The sequence below is a fragment of the Gordonia sp. NPDC057258 genome, assembly GCF_042668985.1.
Classification (GTDB): Bacteria; Actinomycetota; Actinomycetes; order Mycobacteriales; family Mycobacteriaceae; genus Gordonia; species Gordonia hongkongensis.
The window spans coordinates 62,887-83,559 of sequence record NZ_JBHUXZ010000016.1; the positions used below are offsets into that span (position 1 = coordinate 62,887).

The 20,673-nt window shown below is 67.2% G+C and carries 21 protein-coding genes, 1 tRNA gene and 1 pseudogene; 13 read left to right on the plus strand and 10 right to left on the minus strand.

What is annotated here, in order from left to right; all coding sequences use genetic code 11:
- Positions 1–24: 24 nt before the first annotated feature.
- Positions 25–1,260 (minus strand): annotated as a pseudogene (locus tag ACFUEJ_RS13505) (serine hydrolase domain-containing protein).
- A 94-nt stretch (positions 1,261–1,354) separates the two neighbouring features.
- Here ACFUEJ_RS13505 and ygiD point away from each other — a divergent pair.
- Entirely contained in the window at positions 1,355–2,230 is an 876-nt protein-coding gene (gene ygiD, locus ACFUEJ_RS13510; protein WP_388029918.1) for a 4,5-DOPA dioxygenase extradiol, read from the plus strand.
- Between the two features lie 3 nt (positions 2,231–2,233).
- Here ygiD and ACFUEJ_RS13515 read toward each other — a convergent pair whose 3' ends face one another.
- Both ACFUEJ_RS13515 and ACFUEJ_RS13520 read right to left on the minus strand, forming a co-directional pair.
- The gene (locus tag ACFUEJ_RS13515) at positions 2,234–2,719 is read right to left on the minus strand and encodes an SRPBCC domain-containing protein (protein ID WP_058252460.1); all 486 of its coding nucleotides are present in this window, start codon (positions 2,717–2,719) and stop codon (positions 2,234–2,236) included.
- A gap of 3 nt (positions 2,720–2,722) precedes the next feature.
- Entirely contained in the window at positions 2,723–3,094 is a 372-nt protein-coding gene (locus tag ACFUEJ_RS13520; protein WP_058252459.1) for a helix-turn-helix transcriptional regulator, read from the minus strand.
- A gap of 177 nt (positions 3,095–3,271) precedes the next feature.
- On the opposite strand from ACFUEJ_RS13520, the gene ACFUEJ_RS13525 reads away from it, so the two are divergent.
- Positions 3,272–4,642: an LLM class flavin-dependent oxidoreductase gene (locus ACFUEJ_RS13525; RefSeq protein ID WP_388029922.1), complete on the plus strand. Its 1,371-nt coding sequence runs from the start codon at positions 3,272–3,274 to the stop codon at positions 4,640–4,642.
- 6 nt (positions 4,643–4,648) lie between these two features.
- Here ACFUEJ_RS13525 and ACFUEJ_RS13530 read toward each other — a convergent pair whose 3' ends face one another.
- Positions 4,649–6,310, minus strand: coding sequence for an ABC-F family ATP-binding cassette domain-containing protein (locus ACFUEJ_RS13530; RefSeq protein ID WP_388029925.1), 1,662 nt, complete (start codon positions 6,308–6,310; stop codon positions 4,649–4,651).
- 113 nt (positions 6,311–6,423) lie between these two features.
- On the opposite strand from ACFUEJ_RS13530, the gene ACFUEJ_RS13535 reads away from it, so the two are divergent.
- The 4 genes from ACFUEJ_RS13535 (at position 6,424) to ACFUEJ_RS13550 (ending at position 9,846) form a co-directional block, all read left to right on the plus strand.
- Complete coding sequence (locus tag ACFUEJ_RS13535; RefSeq protein ID WP_388029927.1) at positions 6,424–7,623, plus strand: NAD(P)/FAD-dependent oxidoreductase; 1,200 nt, start codon at positions 6,424–6,426, stop codon at positions 7,621–7,623.
- A gap of 111 nt (positions 7,624–7,734) precedes the next feature.
- Complete coding sequence (locus ACFUEJ_RS13540) at positions 7,735–8,169, plus strand: DUF1801 domain-containing protein (RefSeq protein ID WP_388029930.1); 435 nt, start codon at positions 7,735–7,737, stop codon at positions 8,167–8,169.
- 272 nt (positions 8,170–8,441) lie between these two features.
- Entirely contained in the window at positions 8,442–8,819 is a 378-nt protein-coding gene (locus tag ACFUEJ_RS13545) for a VOC family protein (protein ID WP_388029932.1), read from the plus strand.
- 109 nt (positions 8,820–8,928) lie between these two features.
- Entirely contained in the window at positions 8,929–9,846 is a 918-nt protein-coding gene (locus ACFUEJ_RS13550) for a hypothetical protein (protein WP_388029935.1), read from the plus strand.
- A gap of 27 nt (positions 9,847–9,873) precedes the next feature.
- Here the strand turns inward: ACFUEJ_RS13550 and ACFUEJ_RS13555 are convergent, their stop codons facing one another.
- Positions 9,874–10,566 carry an alpha/beta fold hydrolase gene (locus ACFUEJ_RS13555; RefSeq protein ID WP_388029937.1) on the minus strand — a complete coding sequence of 231 codons (693 nt, stop codon included), beginning with the start codon at positions 10,564–10,566 and terminating at the stop codon, positions 9,874–9,876.
- A gap of 22 nt (positions 10,567–10,588) precedes the next feature.
- Entirely contained in the window at positions 10,589–12,307 is a 1,719-nt protein-coding gene (locus ACFUEJ_RS13560) for a CocE/NonD family hydrolase (RefSeq protein ID WP_065631727.1), read from the minus strand.
- 144 nt (positions 12,308–12,451) lie between these two features.
- Between ACFUEJ_RS13560 and ACFUEJ_RS13565 the strand changes: the two genes are divergently transcribed.
- The 6 genes from ACFUEJ_RS13565 to ACFUEJ_RS13590 all read left to right on the plus strand — a co-directional run bounded on the left by ACFUEJ_RS13565 (position 12,452) and on the right by ACFUEJ_RS13590 (position 15,257).
- The gene (locus ACFUEJ_RS13565; RefSeq protein WP_065631726.1) at positions 12,452–12,808 is read left to right on the plus strand and encodes a VOC family protein; all 357 of its coding nucleotides are present in this window, start codon (positions 12,452–12,454) and stop codon (positions 12,806–12,808) included.
- Entirely contained in the window at positions 12,805–13,158 is a 354-nt protein-coding gene (locus ACFUEJ_RS13570) for a helix-turn-helix transcriptional regulator (protein ID WP_078113706.1), read from the plus strand. Before ACFUEJ_RS13565 ends, ACFUEJ_RS13570 begins: the two co-directional genes overlap by 4 nt.
- Positions 13,148–13,681: an SRPBCC domain-containing protein gene (locus ACFUEJ_RS13575; RefSeq protein ID WP_205333529.1), complete on the plus strand. Its 534-nt coding sequence runs from the start codon at positions 13,148–13,150 to the stop codon at positions 13,679–13,681. Before ACFUEJ_RS13570 ends, ACFUEJ_RS13575 begins: the two co-directional genes overlap by 11 nt.
- A 17-nt stretch (positions 13,682–13,698) precedes the next feature.
- Entirely contained in the window at positions 13,699–13,998 is a 300-nt protein-coding gene (locus tag ACFUEJ_RS13580; RefSeq protein ID WP_137810758.1) for a YciI family protein, read from the plus strand.
- Between the two features lie 150 nt (positions 13,999–14,148).
- Positions 14,149–14,679, plus strand: coding sequence for an excisionase family DNA-binding protein (locus tag ACFUEJ_RS13585; RefSeq protein WP_137810757.1), 531 nt, complete (start codon positions 14,149–14,151; stop codon positions 14,677–14,679).
- Positions 14,679–15,257: a PIN domain-containing protein gene (locus ACFUEJ_RS13590; RefSeq protein WP_083207433.1), complete on the plus strand. Its 579-nt coding sequence runs from the start codon at positions 14,679–14,681 to the stop codon at positions 15,255–15,257. The genes ACFUEJ_RS13585 and ACFUEJ_RS13590 overlap by 1 nt, the downstream gene beginning before the upstream one ends.
- Positions 15,258–15,373: 116 nt before the next feature.
- On the opposite strand, the gene ACFUEJ_RS13595 is transcribed toward ACFUEJ_RS13590, so the two are convergent.
- The 3 genes from ACFUEJ_RS13595 to pgm form a co-directional block, all read right to left on the minus strand.
- Positions 15,374–15,446, minus strand: a tRNA-Ala gene (locus tag ACFUEJ_RS13595).
- Between the two features lie 114 nt (positions 15,447–15,560).
- Positions 15,561–16,313: a DsbA family protein gene (locus tag ACFUEJ_RS13600; RefSeq protein ID WP_065631552.1), complete on the minus strand. Its 753-nt coding sequence runs from the start codon at positions 16,311–16,313 to the stop codon at positions 15,561–15,563.
- A 92-nt stretch (positions 16,314–16,405) separates the two neighbouring features.
- Entirely contained in the window at positions 16,406–18,049 is a 1,644-nt protein-coding gene (gene pgm / locus ACFUEJ_RS13605) for a phosphoglucomutase (alpha-D-glucose-1,6-bisphosphate-dependent) (protein ID WP_068971897.1), read from the minus strand.
- Between pgm and ACFUEJ_RS13610 the strand changes: the two genes are divergently transcribed.
- Positions 18,048–18,806: an alpha/beta hydrolase gene (locus ACFUEJ_RS13610; protein ID WP_137810756.1), complete on the plus strand. Its 759-nt coding sequence runs from the start codon at positions 18,048–18,050 to the stop codon at positions 18,804–18,806. The genes pgm and ACFUEJ_RS13610 overlap by 2 nt on opposite strands.
- Positions 18,807–18,808: 2 nt before the next feature.
- Here ACFUEJ_RS13610 and ACFUEJ_RS13615 read toward each other — a convergent pair whose 3' ends face one another.
- A complete protein-coding gene (locus tag ACFUEJ_RS13615) occupies positions 18,809–20,590 on the minus strand; it encodes a long-chain-acyl-CoA synthetase (protein ID WP_068971873.1) in 1,782 nt (593 codons plus the stop codon).
- Between the last annotated feature and the right edge of the window lie 83 nt (positions 20,591–20,673).

Here is a 20,673-nt window from a genome sequence, read left to right on the forward strand (position 1 = left end):
CGACGGCCGGGGCTCGCGGCGGCGTCAGTTCCGCGGGATCGGTGGCGCGGAGTCGGGGGCCATCAGGGCGCCGATCTGCGCGAAGATCGGATTGCCGCCGTTGGCGTAGGAGCCGTCCGGACCGAACGCCTCGGCGTCGTAGGTCACCGCCACCGCGATGGCGATCTTCTCTGACGGGAGATACGCGACGACCGCCGCGTAGCCGTTGAACAACGGGTTCTGCACGATCCAGCCGCCGGTCAGCACGACTCCCATGCCGTAGGTGTACTCCTCGTTCATCGGCCGGCACGTCGAGCAACCGGCCAGCGGACGCGCCACGCCGCGGAGCCGGGTGGAGACCATGGTGTCGTAGCCCTCGGCCGACAGCGTCTCCCCCGCGAAGAGTTTCCGGGCCGTCGCCTCGACGTCGTAGATGTTCGACGTCTGGATCGCACCGTGGGTGATGCTCCACGACGGGTTCCAGCCGGTCGTCTCCTCGTAGAACGGCGTCGACGGTGGAGGGTTCAGAATCCCGCGGCGTTCCGACGAGTAGGCATGCAGGGCGGGTTCCGAGATCACCGCCGTCAGATCCGACACCGTGTTGTCGAGGTCGAGCGGCTCGGAGATCCGCTGCCGGAGTAGATCCGCGACCGATTCACCGGTGATCTTCTCCAGCACGAGGCCGAGGATCACGTAGTTGGTGTGCGCGTAGTTCCAGTTCGTCCCCGGCGCGTAGAGCAGCGGCTCGTTCACCGCGTAGGACAACATCTCGTCGGTCGTCCACGCCTTGAACGGGTTCGTCAACTCCTCGATCTCGAACGCGTCGTTGCCGAGCACATAGTCCTGGTACCCCGACGTCATCGTCGCCAGTTGCCGGAGGGTGACCCGGTCGCTGTTGGGGATCTGGGGCACCCATGTCGCGATGATGTCGTCGAGGGCGACCGCCTTCTCGTCGACGAGTTGCAACAGCACCGCCGCGACGTGGGCGATGGCGACCGACCCGTTGCGGAAGTGCATGTCCGCGGTGGCGGGTACACCGGTCTGCGACTCGCCGAACGCCTTGGTGGTCACCTCCTGGCCGTCGTCGGTGACACGCACGATCACCGACTTGAGGTGTTGGGACTCCATCAGTCCCTCGACGATCTACTCGATCTGCGCCGCCTGCTGCGGGTTGGACGACGACGCCGACGAGGACGCGGGTTCGGCACCGCCCCCGGTGCCGCACGCCGCCAGAACGATCGCGAGGACCGCGGCAATCAGCATTGACCAGCGCTTGTGCATTGTCGAATTTTCACGGGCGCCGAACCCCTGTCGGCGACTTCGTCGATTCCGGAGTAGCGTCGACTCCGTCCGCAATCGGCCGGAGGAGGCGACGATGTCAGCGGTAGACGCGACGAGCTCGGGGACGATGCCGGTCGCGTTCATCGGTCACGGCAACCCGATGAATGCCCTGGAGCGCAACAAGTACACCGAGGCCTGGGCCGCTCTGGGTGCATCGGTGCCGAAACCGCGAGCGATCCTGGTGATCTCGGCGCACTGGTACACCAACGCCACCGCCGTGACGGCGATGCCACGGCCACGGACCATCCACGACTTCTACGGTTTCCCGCAGGACCTCTTCGACGTGGAGTACCCCGCCCCGGGCGACCCGGATGTCGCCGACATGGTCTCCGATGTCGTCAAACCCACGTGGTGCGGTCACGACATCGACAGCTGGGGTATCGACCACGGGACGTGGTCGGTGCTGGTGCACACGTTCCCGGATGCGTCCGTACCCGTACTCCAGTTGTCGCTCAACGCTTTCAAGGACTACGAACACCACTACGAACTGGGCCGCCGGCTCGCCCCGCTCCGCGACCAGGGTGTGCTGATCATCGGCAGCGGCAACATCGTGCACAACCTACGCGCGGTCGACTTCGCGAAGCCCGACAGCGGATTCGACTGGGCCCACCGGTTCGACGATGCGGCCCGAGAGGTGTTGCTGGACAAGCCGTCGAGTGTGCTGAGTCTGGACGGACATCCCGACTTCGACAAGTCCGTACCGACCCCGGACCACTATCTGCCGATGCTGTACATCGCCGGACTCGCCGGGGACGCCCCGCTGAATCTGCTCGTGGACGGCCATGCCGCCGGGTCGATCTCGATGGCCGCCTACACGCACGGGCTGGAGGTCGAGCCCACGGGGTCCGGCGCCGGTGACCCGGCTGCCGAACTGCCCGAGGGGTTTCCGACACTCAACTCGAACCTGTGACCCTCAGGCCGCGAGGAACTCGTCGATCTGGTTGATCGCCGACGACGCACCTTCGACGACTCCCATGTCGAGCACCTTCTGCAACGCCTCGGCCGAGTCGTAGGTGCTGATGAAGGTGGCGACGGTCTTACCGTCCGTCTCGGTGAATGCGTAGGAATTGCGGGATTCGGGCATGTCGGTGATCGGGTTGAGGTCCCCGTCGGCAAAGCCGTCCAGGAAGGTGAAGCCAGTGGGCTCGTCCACCGATTCGACTTTCCAGTAGCCGCCGAACTTCTCGCCCTCGGGACTGGTCATGTAGTACGTGACCTTGCCACCCGGGCGCAGGTCGTGGTCGACGACGGTCGCCGGATAGGTGGGCGGGCCCCAGATCTTCTCGAGCTGACGCGGATCGGCGTAGATCTGCCACACCCGTTCGATCGGCGCCGCGAATTCGGCGTTGATGGTGATCGTCCGGGCGTCCAGGTCGGGTGTCACATCGATGACAGGCATTGTTCATTCCTCCGGTGTGATTGTGGGTGAGGGTGATTCGAGCGTGAGTAGATCGTCGATGCGGGCGATACGACCACGCCACACCGCTTCGAGCTCGGTGAGCATCGAGGCCACCGAACGCACTGCCGCGACATCGCCGCTGGCCAGCTGCTCGCGTCCGGAACGACGCTTGGTGAGCAGACCGGCCTTCTCCAGGACGGCGACGTGCTTCTGTACCGCCGCGAAGCTCATGTCGTATTTCGCGGCGAGCACCGAGACCGAGTGTTCGCCGGCGAGCACGCGTCGCAGGATGTCACGACGGGTGCGGTCCGACAGCGCGTGGAACAGGGCGTCGGCCCGGTCCTCGTCTGTCGGTTCGCCTGCGTTCTCGGCCACGTCTCAAACATACAACCAATTGGTTGTATGTCAAGGGTCTGTTGCGATCACGACGGGCTCAACCCTGGCCGCCGGCTGACCCAGCGCCTTGACTTGTCCCGACCGTCTCGCCGCATCCGTCGCGCGTCGCCGCCATCGGACCGACTCCGCGATGCCGAACCCCGAAGGACCCCACTCGTGACCCGTCAGCTCCACCTCGGTGGTTTCTTGATCGCCTCCCCCGTCACCCACTCGCACGCCGCATGGCGTCATCCCGGGTCGGAGACCGACTACTTCGGGCCAGACCACTACCACCGGGTCGGCCGCATCCTCGAACGCGGCAAGTTCGACTTCGCCTTCTTCGCCGACCTGCTCGCCGCACCGGTCCGGTTCGGCGGCGACCAGTCCGAACCCTTCCGGCGCGGCACTCAGGCCGCCGCGACGATCGATCCGAGCCTGGTCGCGGCGAGCATCGCCGCCGTCACCACGCGACTCGGTATCGCGGTCACCAAGTCCACCACCTACTTTCACCCCTACGAACTCGCGCGCGTCTTCGGTTCCCTCGATCACCTCACCCGCGGACGGATCGCGTGGAACACCGTGACGTCGCTGTCGCAGGCCGAGGCGCAGAACTTCGGCTTCGACGACCACGTCCGACACGACGAGCGGTACGTGCGTGCCGAGGAGTTCGTCAGCACGGCGATCAAGCTGTGGTCGAGCTGGGATGCCGACGCCGTCACCGCCGACAAGGAGTCCGGCGTCTGGGCGGATCCGTCGAAGATCCACACCGTCGACCACGAAGGCACGCACTACCGCACGCGGGGTCCGCTCAACCAGCCCCGCTCACCGCAGCATCGCCCGGTACTCATCCAGGCGGGGTCGTCGAACACCGGCAAGGACTTCGCCGCGCGGTGGGCGGAGGCGATCTTCGAGATCGACCCGACCCCGGAGGGACGCCGGGCCTACTACGACGACGTGAAGTCGCGGGCGGTGAACTTCGGCCGAAATCCCGACCACGTCAACATCTTCCCGGCGTTCATCCCGTTCATCGGCGAGACCGAGTCGATCGCCCGGGAGAAGCAGGCGTTCCACAACGAACTCGCCGATCCGATCTCCGGCCTGATCACGCTGTCGGTTCACACCGACCACGACTTCTCCGCCTACGATCTCGACGCTCCCGTCGAAGACGTCCAGGTGAGCGGCACACAGGGGCTGTTCGACGTCGCCCGACGCCTCTCCGAGCGGGACAGTCTCACCCTCCGCGACATCGGCAAGCTCTACGCCCAGGGAGTGCTGCTGCCGCAGTTCGTCGGCACGGCCGCCGATGTCGCGGATCAGATCGAGGAGTCCTTCACCGGCGGTGAGGCCGACGGGTTCATCGTGTCGAGTGCGCAAACCCCGGGCACCTTCAACGATTTCGTGGACTACGTGGTGCCGGAGTTGCAGCGCCGCGGCCTGTTCCGCACGGAGTACGAGGGCACGACCCTGCGCGAGCACCTCGGACTCGGGAGCGCCGAGGAGGATCTGCCCGCGGACGTGCGTGGGGTAGACACCCGGCTCGCGGGCTGAGAGAACTCAGCGCTCGCCGACCCGGCCGCCGTCGACGTCCCAGTGCCGGTCGACGCGCACGTTCTGCAGCATGCGCCGATCGTGGGTCACGAGAAGCACTGCGCCGTCGTAGGAATCGAGGGCGGACTCGAGTTGCTCGATGGCCGGCAGGTCGAGGTGGTTGGTCGGCTCGTCGAGGACGAGGACATTGGTGCCCCGCGCCTGCAGCAGGGCGAGTCCGGCCCGCGTGCGTTCGCCGGGTGACAGCTCTCCGACCGGCCGGTCCACGTGATCGGCCCGCAGGCCGAACTTGGCGAGCAACGTCCGCACGTCCGCGGTGGAGTATTCGGGGACCAGCGTTTCGAACCGTTCGGCCAGCGGCCGGGGACCGGTGAACAGGCCACGCGCCTGGTCGATCTCGCCGATCGCGACGTTGGCACCGAGTCGCGCGGTCCCCTCGTCGGGTTCAACGCGACCGAGCAGTAGCCGCAGCAGCGTCGTCTTGCCGGCACCGTTGTGGCCCGTGATGCCGATGCGTTCGCCGGCGTTCACCTGTAACGACACCGGGCCCAGCACGAAATCCCCCTTTCGCACGACCGCTTCATTGAGGGTGGCGACCACTGAGCTGGAGCGCGGCGCGGACCCGATGGTGAACTCGAGGACCCATTCCTTGCGCGGTTCGGCGACCTCGTCGAGCCGAGCGATCCGGCTCTCCATCTGCCGGACCTTCTGCGCCTGCTTCTCACTGGACTCGGTGGCGGCGCGGCGTCGGATCTTGTCGTTGTCCGGCGCTTTCCGGATGGCATTGCGGACACCCTGGCTCGACCATTCACGCTGGGTCCGAGCGCGTGCGACGAGGTCGGCCTTCCTGGCCGCGAACTCCTCGTACTCCTCGCGACGGTGACGGCGGGCGACGGCACGCTCCTCGAGGTAGCTCTCGTAGCCGCCGCCGTACACGGTGTTGGTGTGCTGCGCGAGGTCGAGTTCGAGCACCCGGGTGACGCTGCGCGCGAGGAACTCTCGGTCGTGACTGACGAGGACGACGCCGCCCCGCATGCCGGCCACGACCTCCTCCAGGCGCGCGAGACCGTCGAGATCGAGGTCGTTGGTCGGTTCGTCGAGGAGCACGATGTCGAAGCGCGAGCACAGCAGCGCGGCGAGCCCGACCCGGGCGGCCTGGCCGCCGGACAGATCCGCCATCAGGGTGGCATCCGGGTCGATGACACCGTCACCGAGCCCGAGGTCGGCGAGGACCGCGGGCAGCCGCTCGTCGAGATCGGCCGCCCCGGTGGCCAACCAGTGGTCGAGCGCGGCCGCATACGTCTCGGCCGGATCTCCCGGCGCCGCGGCGTCGGGGTCGGCCAACGCGTCCGCCGCCGCGTCCATCGCGGTCGTCGCCGCCGCGCACCCCGTCCGGCGGGCGACGTACGCGCGCACCACCTCACCGGGAACCCGTTCGTGCTCCTGCGGCAACCATCCGACGAAAGCGTCGGACGGTGCACGGGTCACCGTCCCCTCCAGGGGCGCGAGATCACCGGCGAGTACCCGCAGCAGCGTGGTCTTCCCGGCACCGTTCGCACCGACCACGCCGATCACGTCGCCGGGTGCCACCGTGAGATCGAGGTGGTCGAAGAGGACGCGGTGGGCATATCCCCCGGCGACGTCCTTGGCGACGAGCGTGGCGGTCATCGGTCCATGGTCGCACCCAGCTCTCGGACCACGAGGACCCGGCCGAGGCGGCCCCGGCACGCGGCAGCCGGCTCCCCCGGTTTTCCCGAGCGCCCGGCCGGGTATTGACCCGCATGACCTCATCTCGCGAGACCCGACACTTCGACGTCGTCATCGTCGGCGGCGGAAACGCCGGCCTCAGCGCGGCGGCGCGACTGCTGCGCCTGGGCGTCACCGATGTCGCGGTGATCGAACCGCAGGCCGTCCACACGTACCGCCCACTGCTCTCCTACGTCGGCGGAGGTCAGGCGACGCTGCAGGACGCCGAGCGCACGCAGCGATCGGTGACGCCGGACGGGGTGACGTGGTTGCGCGACACCGCCGTCGTCGTCGACGCGGGAAAGCGGACGGTCCGCTGCGTCTCGGGCGCCGACATCGGCTACCGGGACCTCGTCCTGGCCGTCGGACTCGTACCGGATCACGACGCGATGCCGGGGATCGAGCTCGCGATCGCCGACCCGGCGGTGGCCAGCAACTATCTCGACCGGGCCGAACAGACCTGGGATCTCGTCACCTCGATGCCGCGGGGTGGACGGGCCGTGTTCACCGTCCCGCGTCCGCCGGTCAGCTGCACCGGGACCACACTCAAACCACTCTTCCTGGCCGCCGCCCACTGGCGGCGTCGAGGCATCCTCGAGTCGCTCGACATCACCTTGATCGTTGACCGGCCCCATCTGCTCGGAGTCGCGGCCCTCGACGCCCGCCTCTCGGAGTGCCTCGACGAACTCGGCGTCCGCGTGCTGCTCGACAGTTCCGTACGACTACATCCGGTCGATCGCCGGGTCACCGTCGTCACCGGCTCGGCCACCCGAGATGTGTACTACGACATGCTGCACCTCGTCCCGCCCTTCCGAGGCGCCGACCTGGTGACCGACTCGGGCCTGGCCGGCGCCCGCGGCCGGGGGCTCGTCGACATCGATCCCAACACGCTGCGTCACCGCACCCATCCGTCCATCTGGGGAGCCGGTGACGGCGCCGCGATCGCGACCGACCCATCGGGCGGCGGGCTGCGCCGGCAGATCTCGGTGCTCGCAGACAACATCGCGGCCGCGCGGGCCGGTGAGGAGCTCACCGCCTACGACGGGTACACCGTCGCTCCGATCGCGACGGACGCACATCATCTGATCGCCGCCGAGTTCGACCGCGACGGGACCGTCACGTCCTCATTGCCGTCGGTCATCGACCCGCTCAAACCGCGCCGGAGTGCGTGGGCCTTCGACCGATATGCCCTCCCGCGCCTGTACTGGAACGCGATCTTGCGTGGGCGGGTGTGAGTCCGCGTCGAGACCTCTGACCGGTTCGGAATCGAGAAGCCCCTCGACCCGCCGCGGACTACCGTGAATGCTGCCTCGGCCCCGAGGCCGTCGACCACGAAGGAAACGCGAATGGGCAGCTCTGGAGGATTCTCCGATCAGGAACGGGCCGCGATGAAGGAGCGCGCCGCGGAGCTCGAGAAGGAGAAGACCCGCGGGCGCGGGAACAAGAAGGCGGCCGAGGAACTGGATCTGCTCGCGAAGCTCGAGAGCATGGACCCGGCCGATCGCGCGCTGGCCGAACGCATCCACGCGATCGTCACCACGACCGCGCCGGACCTCGCGCCGAAGCTCTGGTACGGGCAACCGGCCTACGCGCTGAAGGGCAAGGTCGTGTGTTTCTTCCGCAGCGGGCACGACGACAAGGAGCGGTTCTCCACCTTAGGGTTCACCCAGAACGCGAGCCTCGACGACGGCGGATTCTGGCCGACGTCGTTCGCGGTCAGCACCCTGGACACCGAGGCGGAAAAGACCATCGCGACGCTGGTCGCCAAGGCGGTGAGCTGACCTTCCCCTTACTGCCTCATCCGAAAGACTGTAAACCCGCAGGTCCCAGCCCTGCTCCCGGAGGTGTGAGGAGCGTTAGCGACGAGCCACGAAGGGCCAGCAAACCGACGCGGGATCGTCCTCCCAGCGAATTTGGCTCCCCCTCAACAGGTTTGAAGGGTATATTGCCCTTCGCGCCGACTCACGGGGACGGAGATTCAGCGCTGGGAGCCGGTTCCGGCTTCTGCGAACAACGCCGGTTCGACTCCCGCGGCCGGACTACTCTGATCGCCATGATCACCGCGGTGCACACACTGATCTACTGCGACGACCCGGACGCCGCCCGCGCCTTCTTCCGCGACGTGTTGCGCTTCCCGCACGTCGACACGGGCGGCGGCTGGCTGATCTTCCAGACCGGTCCCAGCGAACTCGGAGCGCACCCGAATGCCTGGGAGCACGAGGGAAGCGCCGGGCGCACCGATCAGAAGTTCGACGTGTCGTTCATGTGCGAAGATCTCGACTCCACCATGCGCGAACTCGCCGGCCGGGGCGCCGAGTTCGCCGGCACCCCGACTGATGAGGGCTGGGGCGTGACTGTCCGGGTCAAGGTCCCCGGCGCCGGGGAGATCACGCTGTACGAACCGAAATACCCACCGCCCGCGCTCCTGTGAACGTCCGGACCCGTCCGCCGGACGTCGCTCATTCGGTCGCATGAAACCCGGCGATGCCCCCATCGAAGCGCGGTAATCTCCCGAGGTCACCGACCAGGAGGAGCCGACCGTGGGCAGTCCCTACGACCCCAACCAGCCGACCGCAATGGGTCCGCAGGGGCCGCAGCAACCCGGCTGGCCGCCATCTGGCGGTCACCAACCCGGCGGGCCGCAGCCGGCTCCCGGCCAGCCGCCGAACCCGGGTCCGTACGGTGGGCAGCCGTACGGCCAACAACCGTATGGCCAGCCGTTCGGTCAGCAACCGCCCCCGCCGGCCAAGAGCGGGAGCAAGAAGTGGTGGTTCATCGGCGGCGGCGGACTGGTCCTCGTACTGATCGTCGTGGTGGCGGTGGTGCTGGCGCTGACCCTGCGCGGTGGTGGCGACGACGAACCGTCGATCCCGACCGCCTCGGCCCTCCAACTGGTGCTGCCCGAAGACCAGTTCCCGGACATCACGGGCGAATTCAGCACGGAGACCGGCAGTACCGACGACAACGGCAGCACCGTGGACAACGAGAAGTGTGCGACGCTGGTCCAGTCTCAGCAGACCGGCAACGAACGCGCGGAGCGCGAGCTCACCGAGACCTCGTCGTCCAGTGAGATACTCTTCGGTCTCGACAACTACAGTGCCGACGTGACCAAGCCGGCCGACAACGGTTACGACGAGTTCGACGAGATCGTCTCCGCCTGTTCGTCTTTCACGCTGACCCTCGAGGACGGCGACGTCCCGGTCACTCTCGCGCTCGAGAAGGTCGAGCTGCCGATCGACGGTGACTACAAAGCGGTCCGGATGACCGGCGAGTACGAGGTCGGTGCGATCGAGGTTCACCTCGCCGGGATCATCGTGGTCGGCGAAGAGCGGGGCGTGTCGTTCACGGTCACGCACAACACGGTTGACGACGCCCCGCCCGCGATGGACACCACGGTCAGCAACAATCTGGCCGAGATGTTCACGGCCCAGCGGCAGATCATCGCCGACGCGACCTGAAGCCCGACGGTCGAGATTCGCCGGTCGTCAGAGGAGGATTCGCGCCACCGCGGCCGGGTCGTCGAAGATGCTCATATGCCAGGCCCCGGCGCGGACGATGAAGCCCGATCCCGGTATCCGCTGATGCATGGCTTTCATGGAGGCGACGTCGGACACCGTGTCGTGTTCGGCCGCGACCACGGTCACCGGGCACGAGATCGACGCGGTGCGTTGCGAACAGTCGAAGTGGGCGATCGCGCGCAGCGCCGACGCCCAGGACGCGTGGTCCGCGGCGGCCACGGCTTCGCGAGCGTAGCGGACGACCGGTCCATCGTTGCGCAACTCGTCTGCGCTGAACCAGCGTCCGAGTGTGCCGTCGACATCGACGGTGCCGGCCTCGACGGCGGCTGCCGCAGCGTCGAATGCCGGGAAGGGCGTGTCTCGGGTGCACAGCAGCGTCAGGCGGGAGACGAGCTCGGGGCGCCGGATCGCGAGTTCCAGGGCCACCTGTCCGCCGAAGGAATGTCCCACCACATGCCAGGGCGCCTCGGACGCAACCGATTCCGCGACCCCGGCGGCGAGCCGCGCGGGTAGATCGTCATCCGCATAACCCGGCGGCGGGCTGATCGCAGGCGTGATCACGTGTCCGTACTCGGCCAGCTCGGCACGCACGCCGTCCCACACCGCCGGCGACAGCGGGGTTCCCGGCAGTAGCAGCCAGGTCGGGGGTTCGGTCGTCACCACGTACTCTCCTCAGCTGTCGTCACGGATTCAGACCGGCCGCCGGATTCGTCGCCTCGATCAGCGGCACCGTCAGCATCGAGGGATGATCTCCGCCCCGATGAATCCGACACGTTCCGCGGGGACCGGTCTGATAGCGGGCGGGGAAATGTCCGGTCAACGGGTTGCCCCGGTCGATGTTCCGTCCCGCGAGCACCAGCCGCAGGCGATCGCCGGGCATGAAAGATGTTGCCGACGAACCGAGTCCGACCTCTATCTCCACGATCTGACCGGGCTCCAGCAACTGAACGCGGTCGAAGCTGTGCACCGGCCGGGCCACCGACGATGCATCGCGGTCCAGTGCTCGCAGGGAGAGCTTCTGCCTACCCGTCACGATGCGGTCCCGGCCGTATCCGTACGAACCCTCGAACGGGACCCACCGCGTTCCGGCCCATTTCTCCACTGCCACGAACAACGTCGCATCCCCACCGCGCGGCAGGCTGACCCATAGTCGAGCACTCATCGGTCCGGAGAGTTCGAGATGAGAATCGATGGCAAGGTCGTAGGCCAGCCCGGCCCCGCGCAGGTCGAGAACCGACGAACCACTCGCCACGCCTCCCCCGGTGACCCGGGTCAGACGATCACCGTCGGCGAGTAGCAGTTCGGTCCACGTGGTCGCCGCCGGCGGCCACTCATGTTCCTCGCGTACATCGGTGACCTCGGTCCGCGACCCCCGGACTTCGAGGCGGACCCGTGGCAGGGTCCTGGTCGTGTCCCCGCGCAGGTGTCGGTCGAAGAACGCGTGCTGGGTCGCCACCGCGTCGTCGCTGTAGAACGTCGCCCATTTCGGTCCGCGGTGGGTGTACAGGTACTTGTGAGCCGACCCGGCCCGCTCGAACGCACGCATCGAACCCGCGCTGTGCAGATTGCTGTCGGAGAAACTGGCGCACACCAGCATCGGCACCTCGATGGCCGTAAGATTCGGTGTCTTGCTCTGCCACCAGTCATCTCGCAGGGGGTGGCGGCGGCGTTCGGCACCGATGTCCTCCGACAACCGGGCGGCCTTCCGGGTGACGAGAGCCCAGATGCGGGAGAACCCTCTCTCGTCGACTCCACCGGGCTTCATGAAGTCGCGGTAGAGGTCGGTGAACCCTTCCCACGGACAGATCGCCGCGAGGTGGGGCGGGTGGAGTGCGGCCGCCTTGTACTGCGAGAGCGCGAGATACGACACGCCCAGCATGCCGACCGCTCCGGTCGACCAGGACTGCCGGCCGGCCCACTCGATCAGGTCGTGGACATCGAGGGCCTCGGCGTCGGAGAGCAGCGATCCGGTTCCCTCCGAGGTCCCCGCGCCGCGCAGGTCGGCATTGATGACGACGTAGCTCCGCGAGGTCCAGACCGCGGGGTCGGGCGCCTCCCAGCCCGTCTCACTCGAAACGCGATACGGCGCAGGTTGATTCATGATCCGGTACTGGAAGTTGATCTTCCACCCGAACCGCGTCCGGACCGGCAGCGCGTCCTTGCCGTAGGGGTGCGCCGAGAGCAGGACCGGGAACGGACCATCCCCCGCCGGCCGATACACGTTGACCCGCAGGGTGACCCCGTCGCGCATCACCACCGGGACGTCGGCATCCTTGATCATGTCGTCGGGTGGCGGGTAGATGGTCACCGGCGGACGTACGGCGTTCCGCACCCGCCGCAGGCCGTAGCGGAGAGCACCCGGGCGCCGCCACGGCCGGTCGTGACTCACCGAATCCCCCATACGACCTCCGACGACAGTGCGACACCCATGGCTGGACTCTAGGGCACAGGCCGAGACCGGTCATGGCTCTCCACACCCTTGCGTGTTCCGTCAGCAATCGCTAACGTTAGCCATTACCGACACATACCGGCACAAGGAGTCCTCATGGGAGCACCAGTCGCATTCTTCGAGATCACCTCGCATGACCCCACCCGTCTCACCGCGTTCTATCGCGATCTGTTCGGCTGGACCATCGACGACAGTTCCGGCCCGGAATACTCGCTTGTCGACACCGGCGCAGGTGACGGCGCCGTCTCCGGCGGCATCGGCGCCGTGTCCGAACCCGGCGGGACCAGCGGGGTGAGTGTCTACATGCGCGTCGACGATCTGCAGGCGTCCCTCGACCGGGCCGAGACGCTCGGTGGCAAGGCACTCGTGCCGCCCACGGACCTCCCGGATGGGTACGGCAGATTCGCGATGTTCGCCGACCCCGACGGCAACTCGATCGGACTCTGGGCGTGACCGACAAGTCCCCAGGCGTCGACGAGGCCCTGCGCGCGATGGCGGAGCCCCGCCGCCGCGCCATCCTCGAACTCGTCTCCGGCGAGGAGCTGTCCGCGGGCGACATCGCCGCCCGGTTCGACGTCAGCCGCACCGCGATCTCTCAGCACATCACGGTGTTGAAAGACGCCGGGTTGCTGGCCGAACGCCGCGAGGGGACCCGACGCATCTACCGCGCCCGACCCGAGGGCATCGACCGACTACGCGACCTGCTCGACGACATGTGGGCGTCATCTCTCGACGTCGCGCGGCAACTGGTCGAGGCCGAACGCGGACTGACCGACGCCGACGAGGTGAACCGTGCCGGGTGAACGCGAGGTCGCCGACGCCGGAAGTCGCGATGGCGGTGCCGTTCTCCCGCTCCGACGGCCGCCGATACGTCAATCCACCACCGTCCGTAGCGATCTCGACCACGTCTTCACCACCTTTGTCCGGACCATCGGGGTCTGGTGGCCGCTGCAGCCGATGTCGATCGGCGGGGACCGGGCACGGACGGTGACCATCGACGAGTTCACCGGCGGCCGGGTCTATGAGACCTGGGACGACGGCACGACCGCCGAATGGGGTCGATTGGCGGTGTGGGAACCCCCGAGTCGGTTCGTCATGTCGTGGCTGAACACTCCCGAGCCGACCGAGGTCGAGCTGTCGTTCACCTCGCTCGGTCCGGCTCTGACGCGGGTGTCCGTGGAACACCGCGGCTGGGAGCATCTGAGCGAGGAACAGCTTCGCGAAGACTGCGCCGCGCCAGGCGGTTACAGCTCCGGCGCGTATTCCGGCGGCTGGGCCGCCGCCCTGGCGGCCTGCGTCGACGTCATCGAATCGACCCACCCCTGAAGAGAGAGCGTCAGAACATGACCCACTTCGTGTACAAACTCGTCCCGCCGCGTCCCACCTTCGGTCCCGGCGACATGTCCGACGACGAGGCCGCCATCATGGGCCGCCACGGCGCGTACTGGTCGGGGCTGCTCGCCGACGGCACCGCCGTGATCTTCGGTCCCGTCCTCGACCCGGCCGGCAACTGGGGCCTGGGCGTGGTGCGCGCCGACTCCGAGGACGATGTCCGGGCCATCAGCGCCGCCGACCCGGCCGTCACCTCGGGCCTCGCCCGCGTCGAGATCCTCCCCATGCCCGTGGGCATCGGGCACGACTGACCGGACCCGTTCGACGACGAAGGCCGTTCCGACATCGGTCGGAACGGGCTTCGTTCGGTGGAGCCAGGGGGACTCGAACCGCTGACCCCAAGCTGCCAATACAGCCACCAAGGGATTGCGGATATTTCGATTAGTCGGCAAACTTGTCAGATGAGCCCGACTACCGCACCGCGCAGAACAGGAACATTCTTCCCCCCGACCGACGCCCCCGACCTCGACGCCCTCATGGATTTGTCGCGGTTCCTCGATCACCACCACGAGCCCGCCGCGCTCGTCGGGCCCGACGGTGAAGAAGTTCCTCTCCCACTCGAGGTCTATCGGACGCTGACACAGATCGTGGATGCGATGCGCGCGCACCGCGCGGTCGTTGTCGCTCCGGTCGACCAGAAACTCTCGACGCAGGAGTCGGCCGACTACCTCGGCATCAGCCGCCCTACTCTCATCAAACTGCTGGAGAGCGGCAGAATCCCCTTCGAGACCGTAGAAGGCAGCCGACACCGGCGCGTGAAGTTGGGCGATCTACTCGAGTATCAGTCACAGCGCGCAATCGAGCGGCGCGGGGCACTGCAAGCTCTCGTCGATGACGCCGAAGACAGCGGTCTGTACGACGTGCCCGCCGAGGACTACCGGGAAGCCATGCGCACATCTCGCCGCGAGATTGCCGAGGAGCGCAAGCGGTAGTGGCGGGGTTTCGCGTGATGCTCGACGCGTGTGTCCTGGTGCCGATCCACAAGGCCGATCTGCTGCTCACCTTCGCCGAGCACCGGGCGTTCTACCCTCTGTGGAGCAACCGCATCATGGACGAGACGGTGCGCGGTATCAATCGGGCGACAAAAGGACGAGTCTCAGAGACGACCGCACGCTTGCGGGTCGATGCAATGAACGATGCCTTCGAGGACGCGTGCGTCGAAGGCTGGGAACCACTTGAAACGGCAATCTCAGGAATGCCCGATCCCGACGACCGACACGTTGTCGCAGCCGCCGTGAGAGGCCACGCGGCCGCGATCGTCACCGACAACATCCAGCATTTTCCCAAAGCAGTTGTGGAGCCGCTGGGGCTGCACATACGCAGCTCCGACCAGTTCCTGTTGGACCTACTCCACCGCAATCCGGCGCGTGCGGTGGCCTCTGTAGCCCAAACCGCCGACAAGCGTCGTCGCCCACCGGTGACCACCGAACAGTTCCTCGATGCTCTCGCAGCCTCTGGCACAACCGATTTCGTCAGGGATATCGCACCCTACTTCGAATCCGGTAGCTAGAACACGTCGCCGCCTCCGTAGAGCGCCTAGCTGTCACTACGCAACTCGGTTCGACAGGCTCTATCCCACCAACGACGAAGCCCGTTCCGACATCAGTCGGAACGGGCTTCGTTCGGTGGAGCTAAGGGGACTCGAACCCCTGACCCCCACACTGCCAGTGTGGTGCGCTACCAGCTGCGCCATAGCCCCGTATTTTGTTGTTCCGCCCTGTTCAAGGGCACTGGCGAAGTTACACCATCTCGGCGATACCAGCCAAATCGCCAGGACGCCGACCCGATCGGTGTCGAGTCGGCGTCACGCGACTCAGGAGTTGCCACCACCCAGGATGCTGTCGAGCCAACCGGTGCCCTCGAGGACGCCGTTGACGGGCTCGCCGTCGTGCAGCACGGTCGGGGTGCCGACCTGGCCGCCGGTCGCCTTCGACAGTTCGTCGGTCGACTTCTGCGCGTTCTCCTCGGCCTGGGCGACCTTCGCATTGTCGGTGATGCACGTGGCGGTGGCCGGCGTCGCGCCCTGCTCGGTGGCGAGACGCGCGAGCTCGGGGCTGGTGATGTTGCCGGTGCCGTCCTCGGGCGGCTGGGCGGCGAACAGCGCGCTGTGGAATCGCAGGAACAGATCGGTGTTCTGCTCGTCGGCCACGCAGGTCAGCGCACCGGCAGCCCGCGAGCTGTAGTCACCGGTCGCCGACCGCGAGTTCAAGAAGTGCAGCGTGTGGTAGCGCACGCGGAGTTTGCCCTCGGTGACGGCCTTGGTGATGGCCGGTCCGGACTGCTGCTCGAACACCTTGCACACCGGACACATCGGGTCTTCGAAGACGTCGATGAGCGGAGCGGTCTCGGGACCGACGATCATCGTCGAACTCGACGCCAGCGCGGCTTGATCGGTGTCACCCTGATCGCGTCCGCTCCACCAGATCCCGCCGATCACGAGGCCCGCGATCACCAGGACCGCGATGCCGCCGAGCACGTAGGTCATCGTGTTCGACGGCGCGCTCGGCTGATACTTCGAGTTGGTGGTGCGGGGCACCGATGCTCCCGGCTTGCGCTTCTTGCTCACATTCCGACAATAACGGCGCCGCGCTGAAAATTGTCTGAGGGAACGTCCGGCCGGACCGGGGCGGTGACCACCACCGCCGTCCCGCTACTCGCTCACGCCCCCAGCGCCGCGTCGACGACGTGCTGCGCCTCGCTCTGCACCTGCGCGAGATGGTCTGCGCCCTTGAAGGATTCGGCGTAGATCTTGTAGACGTCTTCGGTCCCCGAGGGACGAGCCGCGAACCAGGCGTTCTCCGTCGTGACCTTCAGGCCGCCGATCGGGGCGCCGTTGCCCGGTGCGGTCGTCATGATCGCCGAGATGGGTTCGCCCGCCAGTTCCGTCGCCGTCACCTGCTCCGGCGACAGCTTCGACAGCACCGCCTTCTGCTCCCGGCTGGCCGGCGCGTCGATCCGCGCGTACGCCGTCGTCCCGTACTCCTCGGCGAGTTCGGCGTAGCGCTGCGACGGCGACTTGCCCGTCACCGCGAGGATCTCCGACGCCAGCAGCGCCATGATGATGCCGTCCTTGTCGGTCGACCACGGGCTGCCGTCGAAGGTCAGGAACGACGCCCCGGCGCTCTCCTCACCACCGAAGGCGACGCGACCGTTCAGCAGGCCGTCGACGAACCACTTGAAGCCGACGGGAACCTCGAGCAGCGGTCGTCCGATCCCGGCGACCACCCGGTCGATCAGCGACGACGACACGAGCGTCTTGCCGACGGCCGCCGACTCCGACCACTGCGGCCGGTGCGTGAAGAGGTAGTCGATCGCGACGGCCAGGTAGTGGTTGGGGTTCATCAGACCGGCGTCGGGCGTGACGATGCCGTGCCGGTCCGAGTCGGCGTCGTTGCCGGTCGCGATGTCGTAGGAATCACGGGAGGAGATGAGCGAGGCCATCGCGTTGGCCGACGAACAGTCCATCCGGATCTTGCCGTCGGTGTCGAGCGTCATGAACGAGAACGTCGGGTCCACCGTCGGATTAACGACCGTCAGATGTTCGAGGTTGTATCGGAGGCCCAGCAGCGCCCAATAGCCGACGGACGCGCCGCCGAGCGGGTCGGCGCCGATGTGGATGCCGGCATCGCGGATCGCCCGCATGTCGACCACATCGCCGAGTCCGTCGATGTAGTTGAGGAGGAACGAGTAGTCGTGCACGAACTCGCTGCCGCGCGCACGCTCGAACGGGATGCGCGCGACACCGTCGAGCTTCTGCTCGAGCAGTTCGTTCGCCCGCGCCGCGACGACCGAGGTGATCGAGGTGTCTGCGGGACCGCCGGTCGGCGGGTTGTACTTGAACCCGCCGTCCCGCGGCGGATTGTGTGACGGCGTCACGACGATGCCGTCGGACAGCACCCCCGGGTTGTCCTGGTTGAACATGAGGATGGCGCGGCTGACCGCCGGCGTGGGTGTGAACGAGTCGCTCTCGGCGGTGTAGACGGTGATCTCGTTGGCCGCGAGCACTTCGAGTGCGGTGCGCCAGGCGGGGACCGAGAGAGCGTGGGTGTCGAACCCGATGAACAGCGGACCAGAGATCCCGGCGGAGCGGCGGTAGTCGACGATCGCCTGCGTCGTCGCGAGGATGTGGGCCTCGTTGAACGCGTTGTCGAAGCTCGATCCGCGATGCCCCGACGTCCCGAACACGACCTGCTGCAACGGGTCCGACGGGTCGGGTGTGTTGTCGTAATAGGCACGCGCCAGGGCGTCCACGTCGACGAGGTCTTCGGGCAGGGCCAAGGTACCAGCGCGAGGATGTGCCATGACCGCGATTGTGCCACTCCACACGCCGTTCGCCCGGTCGACGAACCGATCCGTCCGGACCCGGATACCGAATCGCTACGGTGGGACGATCGTCGACGTCGCATCGAAGGGGCCTGCACACATGCTGATCGCCGGATTGTCGGGACTGCTGTCCCCCGGACGCCGATCCCCCAGCCTGCTCGTGCTCGTCCTGCCGGGCGGCACGGACAACAGCCACAAACCGTTCAGTCCCTGGCAGCCGTCCGCCCTGCGCATGTACCCGTTCACCTGGTCGCTGCGACTGCGATTCGGCCGGTCGGTGCGCGTCCACCAGGTCGGCTACCGCGTGTACGGCTGGAACGGCGACGACAACTCGCCTCTGCTCCCCGCCCGTGCGGCACTCGACGAGATCTGCCGACGGCACCCGGGCGTGCCGGTGGTCGCGATCGGACACTCGATGGGCGGACGCGTGGCCGCCCATCTCGCCGCCGACCGCCGGGTCATCGGCGTCCTCGGCCTGGCGCCGTGGTGGCAGTTCGCCGACTGGCGACACATCCAGCCCGGCGCGCGGGTCGTCGCGGTGCACGGCGACGCCGACACGCGCACGCTCGCGAAACGGACCCGCAAGGGCATCGACGAGCTCTCGGCACTCGGAATCGACGCCGAGTTCATCCCGGTCCCCGGCGGCGGTCACGCCATGCTCGATCACATCGGGCTCTGGCAGCGCAGCGCGCTCGACTTCGTCGGCGAGCGCCTGTCCGCGCTGCGCGGTGCCTGACCTCAGCGCGTCGGCCGGCCGGCCAACTCCTCGACGAACTCCGGATAGAACTCGACGTATTTCTCCCCGACGAGCACGTAGAGCGGATCGTCGCCGGTCTGCCCGTAGGCCTGCTTGCGGAGTTCGGTGCGCATGTTCTTGAACGTCGAGGTGTGTTCCAGCGCCTCGACGATCCGGACGAACAGCGGCACGGCGTACGCGGGCAGACCGTCGCGAACGTGTCGGGCGAGACCGTCGGCGTCGAAGGTCTCGCCGTCGCGCAGGCTCACCGCCGCCATGCCGGCCTTGCCGTCGACCCCCGGAACGGGCACACCGAACACGACCGCCTCCTCGACGGCGGGGTGCGCGTCGAGCACCGCCTCGACCTCGGTGGTGGCCACGTTCTCGCCCTTCCAGCGGAAGGTGTCACCGATGCGGTCGACGAAGCCGATGTGCGAGAAGCCCTGATCGCGGACGACGTCGCCGCTGTTGAACCACTTGTCGCCCTTGCGCTTCGCGTCGCGGACGATCTTTCGTTCGGTCGCGGCCGGGTCGGTGTAACCGTCGAACGGTACCCGTGAATTGATCTGCGCGAGAAGCAATCCGGTACCACCCTTCCCGACCGGCCGCACCCGCCCGTCGGGACCGCGCAGTGGCTCGCCGGTCTCGTCGTCGTATTCGACGATCGTGTACGGCAACGGCGAGAACCCGGCCGTCTTGGACAAGCCGAAGACGTTGATGAAACCGATGTTCGCCTCGCTCGCCGCATACAACTCGACGACGCGGTCGATACCGAACCGCTCGGTGAAGGCATCCCAGATGTCCGGGCGCAGACCGTTGCCGACGGCGAGCCGGAGGCGGTGCGCGCGATCGGTCGGCTTCGGCGGCTGCGCGAGGAGATAGCGGCACAGCTCACCGATGCAGGCGAACGCGGTGGCGTTGTTCTCGATGATCTCGTCGATGAACTTCGACGCCGAGAACTGCTTGCCGATGGCCAGGCAGGCGCCCGATGCGAGGACCGACGAGACCGAGATCGTGAGAGCGTTGTTGTGGTAGAAGGGCAACGCCGTGTACATGACGTCGTCGCCGCGCAGACGGATTCCCAACCCGCCGATGCCGTTCATCGCCACCAGCCAGCGGTAATGACTCATCTTGCTGGCCTTCGGGTAACCCGTTGTGCCCGAGGTAAAGATGTAGATCGCGGTCGACCCGACCTCGATCGAGTCGGTGACCGGCCGGTCGAGCGGTGAGCAGCGCGCGGTCAGTGTGGCGAGTTCGGCGAAGGTGAACTCCTTCTCCGGTCGGCATCCGGTCGGCACCGATTCCAGCGCCTCCAGCAGATCGGACTGATAGAGAACCACTTTCGGCTCGATGAGTCCGAGACTGTGTTCCAGCACCGCGCCGCGCTGATTGAAGTTGAGCATTCCGCAGATCGCCCCGATCTTGACGATCGCGAACATCGCGATGACGACATCGGGGTGATTACGCGAGAGCACCGCGACCACGTCATCGCGCCCGACACCCTCGCGAGTGAGGAGATCCGCGAGCCGGTTGGCCCGAGCATTGGCCTCGCGGTAGGTGATCGACGCACCCTCGAACCGGAGGAAGTCCCGGTCGGGGTACTTCTGCGCACTCTGCTGGAACCGCTTGCCGATGGACATCTTCGTGGTCGGCGGTGTGGGCAGCATCGCCGGTAGGGTCCGCAGGATCGTGCCAGCGTCACGACGCAACGACGCGACTCCCGACACCATGTCCGCCAACCGGATGTCCGGCAGCAGTCCCGTGCCCGGCGCCTGATCAACCATGTTCTGCCCGCCCCTTCGGTGTGTTCGACGACACACACCCTAGCGTCGGCTCGTACTCATTGACACATCGGGGTTGATTTGTT